The organism is Streptomyces rectiviolaceus, from assembly GCF_039533825.1.
GTDB classification, from domain to species: Bacteria; Actinomycetota; Actinomycetes; order Streptomycetales; family Streptomycetaceae; genus Streptomyces; species Streptomyces rectiviolaceus.
The window spans coordinates 3,135-17,498 of record NZ_BAAAUG010000041.1 but is presented as its reverse complement, the minus strand read 5'-3'; the positions used below and the strand labels follow the sequence as shown (position 1 = coordinate 17,498).

The 14,364-nt window shown below is 71.4% G+C and carries 13 protein-coding genes and 1 pseudogene; 7 read left to right on the top strand and 7 right to left on the bottom strand.

Annotated elements, in window-relative coordinates:
* Positions 1–86: 86 nt before the first annotated feature.
* Positions 87–1,823 carry an ABC transporter ATP-binding protein gene (locus ABD378_RS13875; RefSeq protein ID WP_344521031.1) on the top strand — a complete coding sequence of 579 codons (1,737 nt, stop codon included), beginning with the start codon at positions 87–89 and terminating at the stop codon, positions 1,821–1,823.
* A gap of 23 nt (positions 1,824–1,846) precedes the next feature.
* Positions 1,847–3,826, top strand: coding sequence for an ATP-binding cassette domain-containing protein (locus ABD378_RS13870; RefSeq protein ID WP_425583842.1), 1,980 nt, complete (start codon positions 1,847–1,849; stop codon positions 3,824–3,826).
* Here the strand turns inward: ABD378_RS13870 and ABD378_RS13865 are convergent.
* Both ABD378_RS13865 and ABD378_RS13860 read right to left on the bottom strand, forming a co-directional pair.
* Positions 3,752–3,994, bottom strand: a pseudogene (locus ABD378_RS13865) (LuxR C-terminal-related transcriptional regulator); the annotation flags it as partial. The gene ABD378_RS13870 and the pseudogene ABD378_RS13865 sit on opposite strands and share 75 nt — an antisense overlap.
* 483 nt (positions 3,995–4,477) lie before the next feature.
* The gene (locus ABD378_RS13860; protein WP_344521030.1) at positions 4,478–5,113 is read right to left on the bottom strand and encodes a TetR family transcriptional regulator; all 636 of its coding nucleotides are present in this window, start codon (positions 5,111–5,113) and stop codon (positions 4,478–4,480) included.
* Between the two features lie 229 nt (positions 5,114–5,342).
* On the opposite strand from ABD378_RS13860, the gene ABD378_RS13855 reads away from it, so the two are divergent.
* Genes ABD378_RS13855 through ABD378_RS13845 form a run of 3 tightly spaced genes read left to right on the top strand, consistent with a single transcriptional unit; the run spans position 5,343 to position 8,532 of the window.
* Entirely contained in the window at positions 5,343–6,701 is a 1,359-nt protein-coding gene (locus ABD378_RS13855; protein WP_344521029.1) for a glycosyltransferase family 4 protein, read from the top strand.
* Complete coding sequence (locus ABD378_RS13850; protein ID WP_344521028.1) at positions 6,701–7,444, top strand: class I SAM-dependent methyltransferase; 744 nt, start codon at positions 6,701–6,703, stop codon at positions 7,442–7,444. The genes ABD378_RS13855 and ABD378_RS13850 overlap by 1 nt, the downstream gene beginning before the upstream one ends.
* Positions 7,441–8,532 (top strand): prenyltransferase/squalene oxidase repeat-containing protein, encoded by a 1,092-nt coding sequence (locus ABD378_RS13845; protein ID WP_344521027.1) that lies wholly within the window; start codon positions 7,441–7,443, stop codon positions 8,530–8,532. Before ABD378_RS13850 ends, ABD378_RS13845 begins: the two co-directional genes overlap by 4 nt.
* Before the next feature lie 180 nt (positions 8,533–8,712).
* On the opposite strand, the gene ABD378_RS13840 is transcribed toward ABD378_RS13845, so the two are convergent.
* Positions 8,713–9,003: a hypothetical protein gene (locus tag ABD378_RS13840; RefSeq protein ID WP_344521026.1), complete on the bottom strand. Its 291-nt coding sequence runs from the start codon at positions 9,001–9,003 to the stop codon at positions 8,713–8,715.
* Between the two features lie 115 nt (positions 9,004–9,118).
* Here ABD378_RS13840 and ABD378_RS13835 point away from each other — a divergent pair, with 115 nt between their 5' ends.
* On the top strand, positions 9,119–9,664 hold the full coding sequence (locus ABD378_RS13835) for a hypothetical protein (RefSeq protein ID WP_344521025.1): 546 nt from the start codon (positions 9,119–9,121) through the stop codon (positions 9,662–9,664).
* A gap of 48 nt (positions 9,665–9,712) precedes the next feature.
* Here ABD378_RS13835 and ABD378_RS13830 read toward each other — a convergent pair whose 3' ends face one another.
* The 4 genes from ABD378_RS13830 to ABD378_RS13815 all read right to left on the bottom strand — a co-directional run bounded on the left by ABD378_RS13830 (position 9,713) and on the right by ABD378_RS13815 (position 13,566).
* Positions 9,713–10,750, bottom strand: a complete 1,038-nt coding sequence (locus ABD378_RS13830; protein WP_344521024.1) for an LLM class F420-dependent oxidoreductase — start codon at positions 10,748–10,750, stop codon at positions 9,713–9,715.
* Positions 10,751–10,866: 116 nt separating this feature from the next.
* A complete protein-coding gene (locus tag ABD378_RS13825; protein WP_344521023.1) occupies positions 10,867–11,730 on the bottom strand; it encodes a hypothetical protein in 864 nt (287 codons plus the stop codon).
* A 170-nt stretch (positions 11,731–11,900) separates the two neighbouring features.
* Positions 11,901–12,899, bottom strand: a complete 999-nt coding sequence (locus ABD378_RS13820; protein ID WP_344521022.1) for an N-acetylmuramoyl-L-alanine amidase — start codon at positions 12,897–12,899, stop codon at positions 11,901–11,903.
* 22 nt (positions 12,900–12,921) lie between these two features.
* A complete protein-coding gene (locus ABD378_RS13815) occupies positions 12,922–13,566 on the bottom strand; it encodes a class I SAM-dependent methyltransferase (RefSeq protein WP_344521021.1) in 645 nt (214 codons plus the stop codon).
* Between the two features lie 117 nt (positions 13,567–13,683).
* Between ABD378_RS13815 and ABD378_RS13810 the strand changes: the two genes are divergently transcribed.
* The gene (locus tag ABD378_RS13810) at positions 13,684–14,328 is read left to right on the top strand and encodes a CatB-related O-acetyltransferase (RefSeq protein ID WP_344521262.1); all 645 of its coding nucleotides are present in this window, start codon (positions 13,684–13,686) and stop codon (positions 14,326–14,328) included.
* The last annotated feature ends 36 nt before the right edge of the window (positions 14,329–14,364 follow it).

Here is a 14,364-nt window from a genome sequence, read left to right as displayed (position 1 = left end):
AAGAGGCGCCGCCCGGCTCCATCTACGCCACGGACACCCCGTCGGACCCCCGTCACGGACACGAGGACTGCGAGGACCCGGACCGCATGGCGACCACTACCAGCCGTCCTCATCAACCTCATCAACCTGCCGACGACGCGGGCCTGTTGAAGGCCGCGACCCGGTACAGCGCCGCCCGCTGCGCCGCCCTGGCGCTGTGCAGTGTTGCGGGGGCGGGCGCGAGCCTCTTCCTGCCGTTCGCGATCGGCCGCGCCCTCGACGCCGTCCTCGCGGGTCACGCGGCGGGCCACGTCGGCGCCGACGCCACCCGCTGGATCCTCGTGTGCACGGCGCTCATCGGCGCGAGCGCGCTCCTCGACGCCTGCGACGGCGTCCTCACCGGAACCACCAACGCCCGCACCACGGCCTGGCTGCGCGGCCGTGTCGGACGCCATGTCCTGGCCGTCGGGCCACGCGCCACCGCGCGCTTCGCCCCCGGCGACCTGGTGGCCCGCCTCATCGACAACGCGGCACACGCGGGCGTCGCGCCCGCCACCCTCGCCGCGCTCCTGGCCGCCCTGGTCGCGCCCGTCGGCGCCATGGTGGCCCTCGCCCTGATCGACGGCTGGCTCGCCGTGGTGTTCATCGCGGGGGCGCCCGTCCTCGTCCTGCTCCTGCGGTGGTTCGTGCGCGTCTCGTCCGACTGCGTGGCGCGCTACCAGCAGGTCCAGGGGGACATCGCGGGGCGCCTCAGCGAGGCGATCGGCGGGGCCAGGACCATCGCGGCCGCGCACACCGAGGACAAGGAGGCGGGGCGCGTCCTCGGCGCCCTGCCCGAACTCTCCCGCCAGGGTCACCGGATGTGGCGGGTCCAGGGCCGCTCCCAGTCGCAGGCCGTCGCGGTCGCGCCGCTCCTGCAGATCGCGGTCGTCGCGGTGGCGGGGCACCTGGTGGTCCAAGACCGCATCACCGTGGGCGAGTTGCTCGCCGCATCCCGGTACGCGGTGCTGGCCACCGGGATCGGCATGCTCGTCGGACAGCTGGGAGCACTGGTACGGGCGCGGGCCGCGGCGCGGCGCCTGGGGGAGGTGCTCGGCGAGCCCGCGACCTCGTACGGAGCCGCGGAACTCCCCGTCGCGGACGGGCTGTTGGAGATACGCGGCGTCAAGGTGACCCGCGGCGGGCGCACCGTGCTCGACGGCGTCGATCTGACGGTGCCCGCCGGCGGCACGCTCGCCGTGGTCGGCCGCTCCGGCGCGGGCAAGTCCCTTCTGGCGTCCGTCGCGGGCCGGCTCGCCGACCCCGACGAAGGGGACGTACGACTCGACGGCGTCCCGCTGCGTTCGCTCAGCCGCGAGGAGCTGCGCCGCGAGGTCGGCTACGCCTTCGAGCGGCCCGCGCTGCTCGGCGCGACCCTGGAGGACACGATCGGCTTCGGCGCCCCGCGCCCGGCGCCGTCCCGCATCCGCGAGGCGGCCCGCGCGGCGCACGCCGACCCCTTCATCACCCGCCTCCCCGACGGCTACGCCACGCCCTGCGGGCAGGCTCCCCTCTCCGGCGGCGAGGCCCAACGCCTCGGCCTGGCAAGGGCGTTCGCGAGAGGCGGGCGCATCCTGATCCTGGACGACGCGATGTCGAGCCTGGACACCGTGACGGAACACCACATCGCCGAGGCCGTGCTCCACCACACCCCGCACCGCAGCCGCCTGATCATCGCCCACCGTGCGGCGACGGCGGCCCGCGCGGACGTGGTGGCGTGGCTGCACGACGGCCGGATCCGGGCGGTGGGGACGCACGCGGAACTGTGGGAGCGGCCGGAGTACCGGGAGGTGTTCGGCGCGTGAGGCGCGTGAAGGGCGTGAAGCGAGTGAAGCGTGCGGCGCCCGTGAAGCGCGTACAGCCCTCCCCGGCCCCGCAGGGCACCTACAGCCGAGGGGTCCGCTTCCTGTGGCGCAGGTGGCCGGTGGTGCTGCGGCTCGCGCTCTGGTCCGTCCTTGAGACCGGGCAGACCTTCCTCACCGGGTACGCCCTCGCGAAAGCCCTGGACGACGGGTTCCTCGCGGGGCGTGAGGCGGTGGGCCTCGGGTGGCTCGGCGCGGCCGGGCTCGGCGTCGTGGTCGCCGCGTACGGCACGGGGCGGGTGTACCGCGCGGTCGCCGACCTGGTGGAGCCCTTGCGGGACACCCTGGTGCGGCAGGTCGTCGACCGGGGGCTGCGGGACGCGGACGGGGCCTCCGTGTCCCGGCTCACCCAGCAGGTGGAGATCGCGAGGGACACGTTCGCGGGCCTGGTCCTCGTGTCCCGCTCCTTCGTCTTCACTGCGGTGGGCGCGCTGATCGGCCTGTTCTCGCTGGCCCCGCTCCTCCTCCTGGTGGTCGCGCCGCCGCTGTTGGCCGGTATCGGCCTGTTCGTGGCGAGTCTGCGCCCGCTGGCCCGGCGCCAGGAGCGATTTCTCGTCGCGGACGAGGGCATCGCGGCCCAACTGGGCACGGTCTCACCGGGGTTGCGGGACGTCGCGGCCGCGGGCGCGGAGCAGGACGTGGCCGAGGACCTGGACCGGGGCGTCGCCGCCGAGTACGCGGCGGCCGGTTCCCTCGCCCGCTGGGGCGTCCTGCGCACGGCGGCCCTCGCGACCGGAGGCCAGCTCCCGCTCGTCCTGCTCCTGGTCACGGCCCCTTGGCTCCTGAACCGCGGGGTGACACCCGGCGCCCTGGTGGGGGCGATCGCCTACGTCACCCAGGCCCTGCTCCCGGCCCTGCACAACCTGATCCACGGCCTGGGCACGAGCGGCTCCCGCCTGGCGATCGTCCTGCGCCGCCTGACGTGGGCCCCGCCGACGGAGGCTGCCGCTTCCGACCGGGTCGAGCGTGGGGCGGATGGTGATGCGCGGCGTGCGGGCCCCGTGCGGCGGGACGGCGCGACGCCTGCTCGTGACGGGTCGGTGACCGGTGAAGGACCCGCCCTCCAGCTCACCTCCGTCACCTTCGCCTACGGCCCCCTCGCCGAGTCCGTCCTGCGCGATCTGTCGCTCACCGTCCCGCGCGGCGGCCACCTGGCGGTTGTCGGGCCCAGTGGGATCGGGAAGTCCACGCTCGCCGGGCTCGTGGCCGGGCTGTTGGAGCCCGGCAGCGGTCTCGTCCGCGTGGACGGGCGGCCCGTGCGGGGGCGAGAGGCCGCCGGGCGGCGGGTGTTGATCCCCCAGGAGGCGTACGTCTTCACGGGCTCGGTGCGGGAGAACCTGGAGTATCTGCGGGCGGATCCCGTCGCCGACGCGGAGTTGCTGGCCGCCGCGCGGGCCGTCGGGCTCAGCGGCGTGATCGAGCGGCTCGGCGGGCTCGACGCCTCCGTCGACCCCGCCGCGCTCTCCGCAGGCGAGCGGCAGCTCATCGCGCTGACCCGCGCCTATGCCTCGTACGCCCCCCTGGCCCTGCTCGACGAGGCCACCTGCCACCTCGATCCGGTGGCGGAGGCCCGCGCCGAGCGGGCGTTCGCGGCGCGTCCTGGCGGCACCCTCGTGGTGATCGCCCACCGCATCAGCTCGGCCCGCCGCGCCGACCGGATCCTGGTGATGGACGGGACGCACACCCTGTGCGGCCGCCACGAGGAGCTGCTCGAGAGCTCCTCGCTCTACCGCGAACTGTCCGGCAGCTGGGGCCCGGTGAACGGGTCGCCCCAGGTGAACGCGGCGTCATACCCAGCCCTCCCCGCGGGAGATCCGTATGGCGTCGATCCTGTTGCGGGCCCCGGTCTTGCGGGTGATGGCCGCCATGTAGTTGCGCACCGTCCCGTTGGTCAGGTGCAGACGGTGCGCGATCTCGGCGACGGGCGCGCCTCCGGCGGCGAGTGAGAGCACCAGTAACTCCCGGTGGGTGAGCGGCATCTGAGATGCCTTCAGGAATCCGAACCCCAGTGACTCGTCCACGAACCGCTGCCCGGCCGCCACCTGCCTGATCCCGGTGAGCAGCCGGTCCGGCGGACTCGCCTTGTCCACATAGCCGAGGGCGCCGGCCTCCATACAGCGCCGGAGCAGTCCCGGCCGGTGGCCGGAGACCAGGACGAGGAGCGGGCAGCCGAGCCCGCCGTTCACGGGATGGGACTGTTCCCCGAACTCGGCGGACGCATACGCCGTGTCGCCGTCGGGGTCGACCACGCAGACGTCGGGGCGTACGACGCCCGTACGGTCGCGGGCGCTGTGCCATGGTGCATGGGACACCTCCAGATCCGGCTCACGGGCGAGACGTTCCGCCAGAGCCGATCGCATCAGACAGGCGTCGTGCACGAGAAGAACCCGGATCACGTTCCGATCCTCCAGCTTGCCGCTTATGGTCCCGATTGCTTCATTCAGCACGTAGACCATTCATACGGCGCCGACGGCTCATCCGGACGCGTAGAACTGGCCAAGCGGGACCAGGAGAGGCTCAGGGGCGCAATTGCCAGGTGACTGCGCGCCCCCCGTGCACCGATTGTTGCGGGGGCGCGGATCCCGGCCGCTCGCCGGCTAAGGGGTCTCGGGAGACGTCAGGTCGATCAGGCGGCACACCATCTCGATGTCGATCTTGACCTGCGCGATCGACGCCCGGCCCGAGAGCCAGGTGATCAGCGCCGAGTGCCAGGTGTGCTCGATGACCCGGACCGCCGAGAGCTGCTCGGGGGTCGGCGCGTCCGCCAGGCCCATCGCGTCCAGGATGATCGCCGTGGTCAGCCGCGAGACCGTGTCCACCTCGGGGCTCACGGAGCGGTCGGCGAAGGTCAGCGCCCTGACCATGGCGTCCGCGAGATGCGGCTCGCGCTGCAGGGCGCGGAAGGCCCGCATCAGCGTCTCGGCGCACCGCTCGGCGGGTGTCTCACCCGCGGGCGGGCGCTTACGGATCGTGGTGTGCATGTGCTGCAGCTGGTCCTGCATCGTGGCGACCAGGAGATGCACCTTGGAGGGGAAGTAGCGGTACAGCGTGCCGAGGGCGACGCTGGAGGACTCGGCGACCTCGCGCATCTGCACCGCGTCGAACCCGCCCCTGCTCGCGAGTTGGGCGCTGGCGTGCAGGATGCGGCGGCGGCGCGCCTCCTGCCGTTCGGTCAGGGGCGGCGACGCCGGATCAGCTGCTGCGACTTCCGCTGCCTTGGCTTCCGCTGTCATATGTCCCGTTGTCCCGTTGTTCCGTCGTCCCGGTCCGGTCACGTGGTCGGCCAGCATGGCAGGGCACCCGCCGTGGCGCGAATCACCTGATCCGGGCCTTACAGCGCGGCTACCTGCCGGTAGATTCAAAGCTCGTTCAGCGATCATTCAACGATCAAGTCTGAAACTTGTTCTAGATTACCGTCCCGGCGTAACCTCGCGGACAACCGCAGGGAGAAGGGGGCCGAGAGTGACCGCTGAGGCCATGGAGGCGGGCCCCCGGACGGGGTCGGACGCCGATGGTGACCGTCCGTTGCGCATCGCTCTCCTCACGTACAAGGGGAACCCGTTCTGCGGGGGACAAGGCGTCTACGTACGTCACCTCTCGCGCGAGCTGGCCCGCCTGGGCCACAGCGTCGAAGTGATCGGCGCACAGCCCTATCCCGTCCTGGACGAGGGCCTCGAAGGGCTCAGGCTCACCGAGCTGCCGAGCCTCGACCTCTACCGCTCGCCCGACCCCTTCCGCACGCCGAAGCGCGACGAGTACCGCGACTGGGTCGACGCGCTCGAAGTGGCGACGATGTGGACCGGCGGCTTCCCCGAGCCCGCCACGTTCAGCCTGCGCGCCCGCCGCCATCTGCGGGCCAGGCGGGGCGAGTTCGACGTCGTGCACGACAACCAGACGCTCGGCTACGGCCTGTTGGGCGACCTCGGCGCGCCGCTCGTCTCGACGATCCATCACCCCATCACCGTGGACCGCAGGCTGGATCTGGAGGCGGCGCCCGACTGGCGCCGCCGCATGTCCGTACGCCGCTGGTACGCGTTCACACGCATGCAGAAGCGCGTGGCCCGCAGGCTGCCTTCCGTGCTCACCGTCTCCGGCACATCGCGCCAGGAGATCGTCGACCACCTCGGCGTACGCCGCGACCGCATCGACGTCGTGCACATCGGCGCCGACACCGGCCTCTTCTCGCCGGACCCGTCGGTCCCCGAGGTGCCGGGCCGGATCGTCACGACGTCCAGCGCGGACGTCCCGCTCAAGGGCCTCATCTACCTCGTCGAGGCCCTTGCCAAGGTCCGCGCCGAGAACCCCGCCGCCCACCTCGTCGTCGTCGGCAAGCGCGCCGAGGACGGCCCGGTGGCGCAGACGATCGAGAAGTACGGCCTCGAAGGCGCCATCGAGTTCGTCAAGGGCATCACCGACGACGAGCTGGTGGACCTCGTCCGCTCGGCCGAGGTCGCCTGCGTCCCTTCTCTCTACGAGGGCTTCTCGCTCCCCGCGGCCGAGGCGATGGCGACGGGGACGCCGCTGCTCGCGACGACCGGCGGCGCGATCCCGGAGGTCGCGGGCCCGGACGGCGAGACCTGCCTTGCCGTGCCGCCGGCCGACCCCGGCGCGCTCGCCGCGGGACTGAGCCGGCTGCTCGGCGACCGCGAGCTGCGGGCCCGCCTCGGCGCGGCAGGACGTGAGCGGGTTCTCGCCAAATTCACCTGGGCCCGCGCCGCCCAGGGCACCGCAGAGCTGTACCGCGCGGCGATCGCCCGCACTTCAGACCCGCAATCCGGCCGCCCCGCCGCCACCCCGACGTACTCCGGGAGCCCTAGCTGATGCTGACCGTCGACTTCACCCGCTTCCCGCTCGCCGCGGGCGACCGCGTCCTTGACCTGGGCTGCGGCGCGGGCCGGCACGCCTTCGAGTGTTACCGGCGGGGGGCCCGGGTGGTGGCCCTCGACCAGAACGGCGAGGAGATCCGCGAGGTCGCCAAGTGGTTCGCCGCGATGAAGGAGGCGGGCGAGGCGCCGGCGGGCGCGACCGCCACCGCGATGGAGGGCGACGCGCTCAACCTGCCCTTCCCCGACGACTCGTTCGACGTCGTGATCATCTCCGAGGTCATGGAGCACATCCCCGACGACAAGGGCGTACTCGCGGAAATGGTCCGCGTGCTGAAGCCCGGTGGCCGCATCGCGGTGACGGTCCCGCGCTACGGCCCCGAGAAGATCTGCTGGGCCCTGTCGGACGCCTACCACGAGGTCGAGGGCGGCCACATCCGCATCTACAAGGCGGACGAACTGCTCGGCAGGATGCGCGAAGCGGGCCTGAAGCCGTACGGCACGCACCACGCGCACGCGCTGCACGCGCCGTACTGGTGGCTGAAGTGCGCGTTCGGCGTGGACAACGACAAGGCGCTGCCGGTCAGGGCGTACCACAAGCTCCTGGTCTGGGACATCATGAAGAAACCGCTGGCCACGAAGGTGGCGGAGCAGCTGCTCAACCCGGTCGTCGGCAAGAGTTTCGTGGCGTACGCGACGAAGCCGCACCTGCCGAAGACCGACGCGAAGACCGACGCGTGACGAGCCCGGAGCGGACCGAGCACCTGGTCCTGCCCGGCGTCCTGACGGCCGATCAGGCCATGCGGACGGTGCGCGGGATCCTGGCCGTCCAGCGCGAGGACGGCGCGATCCCGTGGTTCCGCGGCCACCATCTCGACCCCTGGGACCACACCGAGGCCGCCATGGCCCTGGACGCGGCGGGCGAGCACGCGGCGGCGGCCCGCGCCTACGACTGGCTCGCGCGGCACCAGAACCCGGACGGGTCCTGGTACGCGGCGTACGCCGACGGGGATCCGCACGACGTGACGGACCGGGGCCGCGAGACGAACTTCTGCGCGTACATCGCCGTGGGCGTCTGGCACCACTACCTCTCTACCGGCGACGACACGTTCCTGGACCGCCTGTGGCCGACGGTCGTGGGCGCGGTGGAGTTCGTCCTCGGGCTGCAGCAGCCGGGCGGCCAGATCGGCTGGAAACGAGAGCCGGACGGTGCCCCGGTCAACGAGGCGCTCCTGACCGGCAGTTCATCGATCCACCAGGCGCTGCGCTGTGCTCTCGCCATCGCGGAGCAACGCGAAGAACCCCAGCCGGACTGGGAACTGGCGACGGGCGCGCTCGCCCACGCGATATGCGGTCACCCCGAGCGCTTCCTGGACAAGGACCGCTACTCGATGGACTGGTACTACCCGGTCCTCGGCGGCGCGCTGACGGGCGCGGCGGCCAAGTCCCGCATGGAGGAGGGCTGGGACCGCTTCGTGGTGCCGGACCTGGGTGTGCGCTGCGTCATCCCCAACAACTGGGTGACGGGCGGCGAGAGCGCCGAACTCGCCCTGGCCCTCTGGGTGTTGGGCGAGTCCGACCGCGCCCTTGAGATCCTCCAGTCGATCCAGCACCTGCGCGACCCGGAGTCCGGCCTCTACTGGACGGGCTACGTCTTCGACGACAAGGCGATCTGGCCCGAGGAACTGACGACGTGGACGGCGGGCTCCCTGCTGCTCGCGGTGGCGGCACTCGGCGGCGACGAGGCCACCTGCGCGGTGTTCTCAGGAGAACGCCTGCCGGTGGGCCTCACGCCGGAGTGCTGCGGGGCTCCTGCCGGAGGTCAGTAGCGGCGGAGTCGTCCGGCGATGGCGTGGCCGACGAAGACGTACACGAGGGCTGCCAGGCCATAGCCGCAGACGACTCGGGCCCAGGCCTCGTCGAAGGTGCTGTGTTCTTCCGGGGGGTGCCCCCGGACCCCCGGGCCGTGTGAACAGCGTGCGGGGGTTGGGGGCATCGACTCCGGTGGTTCAGTAGCGGCGGAGTCGTCCGGCGATGGCGTGGCCGACGAAGACGTACACGAGGGCTGCCAGGCCATAGCCGCAGACGACTCGGGCCCAGGCCTCGTCGAAGGTGAAGAGGTCATGGGACCAGCCCGCCAGCCAGCGGGCCACGTCGTGGATGAACTGGACGAGGTCGTTGGCGCGGTTCGCGTCCAACAGATACATGAGGATCCACAGGCCGAGGATGATGGCCATCACGTCCGCGACGATGACGACGACCCGCGCTGCGGTGCTGCCACGTGCTTGTCGGGTGGACATGAGGGGGCGAGTACCAGGTTCGGCCTGGCCGAAACCCGTACGGGCTCGCCCAGGTGGCGGGCCCCGCCGGGCGGGGTGAGGCTGCCGGGAGAGCTGTCCACTCCTGGAGGTCCCCGTGTCGCTGTCCGCCACGGCCGTACGCCGGTCTCTCGTCGCCCCTGTGCTGTGCTGCGCCCTGCTCGCGGGGACGACCGCGTGCAACGACGACGCCGACGCGGTGTCCGCTCCGTCGGCCTCCAGCTCCGCGGAGAAGCAGAAGTTCGCCAAGACGCGCTTCGTCGCGAACGCGGGGATCGCCGCCGGGGCGACGTACCAGTGGATCGTGAAGCCGTTCCGCGCGGGGAAGTTCAAGAAGGGCGCCGACGGGCGCAAGTTCGCCCTGATCAAGGCGGGCCTCGCGGGCACACTCGCCTACAACCGCCTGAAGGCGGCGACGAAGAACGCCAAGGGCGACCCGACGCTGGCCAAGGCGGTGGCGCCCCTCACCGCCGGCATCGACGCGTTGAAGGATCTCCCCTCGAAGCTGCGCAAGGGTGACTCCACGGACTCGGTCGTGAACTCCTTCGACGACGTCATCAACAAGGTGAAGGACGCGGGCAAGGGCGCGGGCGCGGAGGTCAAGGACAAGGTGCCGTCGGCGGGGGAGCTGGCGAAGGGCTAGGCCCCCGGCCTCGGGCGTCCCTTGTCACCGGCTTCGCCGAGTTCGTCCTCAATCGCCGGACGGGCTGGATGGTTCCTGGCCGTTCAGCTCCGCAAGCACCCGCAACGTATGACGGTCCGGCGCAAGCACCAACAGGTCCGTCACGGGACCCTTTCGCCACAACTCCAGGCGTTCCGCGATCCGTTCACGGGGCCCGACCAGCGAGATCTCATCGGCGAAGGCATCAGGAACGGCAAGGACCGCCTCCTCACGGCGCCCCGCCAGAAACAGCTCCTGAATCCTCCGCGCCTCCTCCTCGAACCCCATCCGCCCCATCAGATCCGCATGAAAGTTTCGCGCGGAGGCCCCCATTCCGCCGATATAGAACCCCAGCATCGCCTTGACCGGAAGCAAGCCCTCCGCCACGTCGTCGCAGACCTTCGCCCGCGCCATGGGCGCCACGATGAAGCCGTCCCGCGCATCCGCCAGCGACGCCTCGTACACATCGGACCGCATCGGCGACCAGTAGAGCGGCAGCCAGCCGTCCGCGATCCGCGCCGTCTGCGCGATGTTCTTCGGCCCCTCCGCCCCGAGAAGCACCGGCAGGTCCGCCCGCAGCGGATGCGTGATCGGCTTCAGGGGCTTGCCGAGCCCGCTGCCGTCATCGCCCCGGTAGGGGTGTGAGTGGAAGCGCCCGTCGATGGCGACAGGGCCCTCCCGCCGCAGCACCTGGCGGATGACATCCACGTACTCCCGCGTCGCGGTCAGCGGCGACTTCGGGAACGCCCGCCCGTACCACCCCTCCACCACCTGCGGCCCGGAAAGACCGAGCCCGAGCATCATCCGCCCGCCGGACAGGTGGTCCAGGGTCAGCGCGTGCATCGCGGTCGTCACCGGCGACCGCGCCGCCATCTGGACGACCGCCGTGCCCAGCTTGATCCGTGAGGTCTGCGCCGCGATCCAGGTCAGGGGGGTGAAGGCGTCCGACCCCCATGCCTCCGCCGTCCACACGGAGTCGTAACCGAGCCGCTCGGCCTCCTGGGCGAGCTCCACGTGCCCGGGGTCGGGGCCGCGCCCCCAGTAGCCGAGTGCGAGTCCCAGGCGCATACGCGATCCCGATCCCTTCTAGCTTTCTGACGGCCCGTCAGTTCACTGCGGGGTGGCGACTGTACGACAACGGCCCCCCGCCCGGAAGGGCGAGGGGCCGCGATGTGCGTCAGAGATCAGCCGCGCTGAATCCCCGTGGTGTCCTGCAGCACGCCACGACGGCCGTCCTGCGTCTGGGCCACCAGGCCAGGACCGCGCTGCTCGACGGCCAGGTACCAGGTGCCGGGCGCCAGTTCGGCGATCGGCGTCGGCGAACCGTCCTCCGCGTACAGCGGACGCGGCACCGGCACGGCGAACCAGAACGGCGAGAAGTCACCGGTGGCCTGCGCCGCCCCGGGAGGCGGCGTCTGCTGCCCCTGCTGCGGCTGACCCGGCTGGGCGCCGTAGGGCTGCTGACCCTGCTGGGGCTGACCGGGCTGGGCGCCGTACGGCTGGCCCTGCTGCGGCTGACCCTGCGCACCGGGGTACCCGTACCCACCCTGCGGCTGGCCGCCGTAGGGCTGGGGGGCGACGGGGCGCGGGGCGCCGACGAGGGGGGCCTTGAAGGCGGGGACGGTCAGGGCGAGGACCGCACCGGCCGCCAGGACCAGCGCGGCGATCAGGGAGAGAATGGTGCCGACACCGGCGCTGACGCCACTGTCACCCGATCCCATGTTGTCGAAGCCGCCGGCCGGGTCGAAGATCTGACCCAGGGCGCTCCAGGCGGCGGCGATGGCGAAGGCCACACCGAAGTGCCCGAGGTCGAGGCCGAGGACCTTCGGAGGCGTCGGCAGCCCGCGGGAGACGACGATGCAGACGGCGCCGATGACCCCGGCCAGGGTGACGCCCAGGAGGAACGGCCCACTGTTCCAGGCGTTCGGGATGTCGGCTGAGTCCGGGGCACCTTCGAGGTCAATGATGTCCAGGAACGAGGCGATGAACAGCAACACCGCTGCCCCGATCACCACGCCGTCGCCTCGAGTGAGAGAGCGGATATTCACTTCAGGTCCTTCGTAAGTCGTCTCGTCGGTGGAGGCGTCACTCGCCCCAGGTCGCGGCGCAGAGCGCGGGGATGGCCCCCCATCGTACGGAGGACATTATCGTTCACACGGGTGGGGTGTCTGCTCGGGATAAAGACGTACCGACCCGTTATCCCCGACCGACCAACCCGTTATCCCCGCAGAAAGCTCACGATTCCGTCGGAGATCCCCTGCGCCGCCTTCTGCCGCCAGGCGCCACTCGTGACCAACGCCTCGTCCTTGGCGTCCCGCATGTTGCCGCACTCGATGAACACCTTGGGGACGGTGGACAGGTTGAGGCCGCCCAGATCCTTGCGTACGTCGAGGCCCGTGCCGTCACCGACATAGTTGGACGGGGGGCTGCCCGTCGCGCTCAGGAACTTGCCCGCGATGCGCTCGCCCAAGTCGCGTGACGGAACGACGATCTTGGAGGTGTCCGCGGCGCCGGACTTCACCGACGCGGGCAGGATCACATGGAAGCCGCGGTTGCCCGCCGCCGAGCCGTCGGCGTGCACGGAGACGACGGCGTCCGCGTGGGCGTCGTTGCCGATGCGGGCGCGCTCGTCGACGCACGGGCCCCAGGGGCGGTCGCCGTCCTGGGTGAACTTGACCGTGGCGCCCTGCTTCTCGAGCAGCGTGCGCAGGCGGCGCGAGACGTCGAGGGTGAACTGGGCCTCGCTGTAACCGTTGTTCGTGGAGGTGCCCGTGGTGTCGCACTCCTTGCGGTGCGTGCCGACGTTCACCAGGCGGTTGATCTCCGCGGTGTGCTTGCCGTTGCCCGTGTTGTGGCCGGGGTCGACGACGACGACCTTGCCCTTGAGGGGCCCAGAGGCGGCGGGACGGCTCGACGACTTCGGGGGCTTCGTCGTGCTCGGCTCGCCACTCGCCTCGCCGTCGCCGTCGTCACCCTTGTCGTCGTCCTTCTCGGAGGTCGAAGGGGCCGGATCGGCGGCCGACGAACCCTGCGCGGACTGGCTGGAGGCGGGCAGCGTTCTCGCCGGCTCGCTCCCCCCGGGTCCGCTCGTCGCCTCGTAGATGAGCCACCCCGCCAGGCACGTCGGCACCAGCGCGGCGAGCGTCACGGTGAGAGGGCCGCCGCTGAAACGGCGGGGCGGGCGTGGGGGCTGCATTTCCGGACCTACGTACGACACGACAGCGACTCTAACCGCGAGGTCAGATCCCCGCTCCCGTTCGCCGCAGGACGCGCAGCGAGTCGGTTGCCGAGACCTCGGTGAACGCGCCGGACTCCAGTGCCCTGAGGTAGACGCGGTACGGGGCCTGGCCCGTCATGATGTCGGCCGGGTTCGGGAAGACGTCGTGGATCAGGAGCAGGCCGCCATCGGCGATGTGCGGGGCCCAGCCCTCGTAGTCGCCCGTGGCGTGCTCGTCCGTGTGGCCGCCGTCGATGAAGACGAGACCGAGTGCCCCGCCCCACGCCTTCGCCACCTGCGGCGAGCGGCCGACGATCGCGATCACATGCTCCTCCAGGCCCGCGTGGTGGAGCGTGCGGCGGAAGGTGGGGAGGGTGTCCATGCGGCCGACCTCCGGGTCGACCGTCGCCGGGTCGTGGTACTCCCAGCCCGGCTGCTGCTCCTCGCTGCCGCGATGGTGGTCCACCGTGATCGCGGTGACGCCTGCCTGGCGTGCGGCGTCCGCGAGCAGGATCGTGGAGCGGCCGCAGTACGTTCCGACCTCCAGGAGCGGAAGACCGAGCGCCGCGGCGTCCGTCGCCGCCGCGTACAGGGCGAGGCCTTCGCCGGTGGGCATAAACCCCTTCGCCGCTTCGAAGGCGGCCAGAATCTCCGGCTTGGGAGCCATGGGGGTTCCTCCCGGTCGTAATGCGGTGGGGTTCGTCTGCGGGCCGCCCTATGCTGCCGCATGGCCCGGCCGTTCACGGAGGCGGGGCCGTACAGAGGAGTGGAAGGCGGCCTGTTCATGCAACTCGTACCGGCGGATCCGACGGTGCTGCATCCCTTTCCGGACCAGCCTCGCGTCGTGCTGCTGAAGCCGCTGGTGAAGTCGCCGTTGATCGAGGTGGGGGAGTACTCCTACTACGACGATCCGGATGACGCGACGGCCTTCGAGACGCGCAATGTCCTTTACCACTACGGGCCCGAGAAGCTTCGTATCGGGAAGTTCTGTGCGTTCGGGACGGGGGTGCGGTTCATCATGAACGGCGCCAATCACCGGATGGACGGGCCCTCGACTTTCCCGTTCCCCATCATGGGGGGCTCGTGGAGCGAGCACTTCGATCTGATCAGTGGGCTGCCGGGGCGGGGGGACACCGTTGTCGGCAACGATGTCTGGTTCGGGTACGGGGTGATGGTGATGCCCGGGGTGCGGATCGGGCACGGGGCCGTCATCGCCTCCGGGTCGGTTGTGGTGGATGACGTGCCTGATTACGGGGTTGTCGGGGGTAATCCCGCCAAGCTCATTCGTACGCGGTACAGCGAGGACGAGGTTGCGCGGCTGCTGGCCGTCGCCTGGTGGGACTGGCCCGCGGAGCACCTCACCGAGCATGTCCGGACCGTCATGTCCGGCACGATCGATGAGCTTGAGAAGGCCGCGCCACGCGGGTAGCGAGGCTGATTGCAGGAAAGTCCCGCGACACGCGGT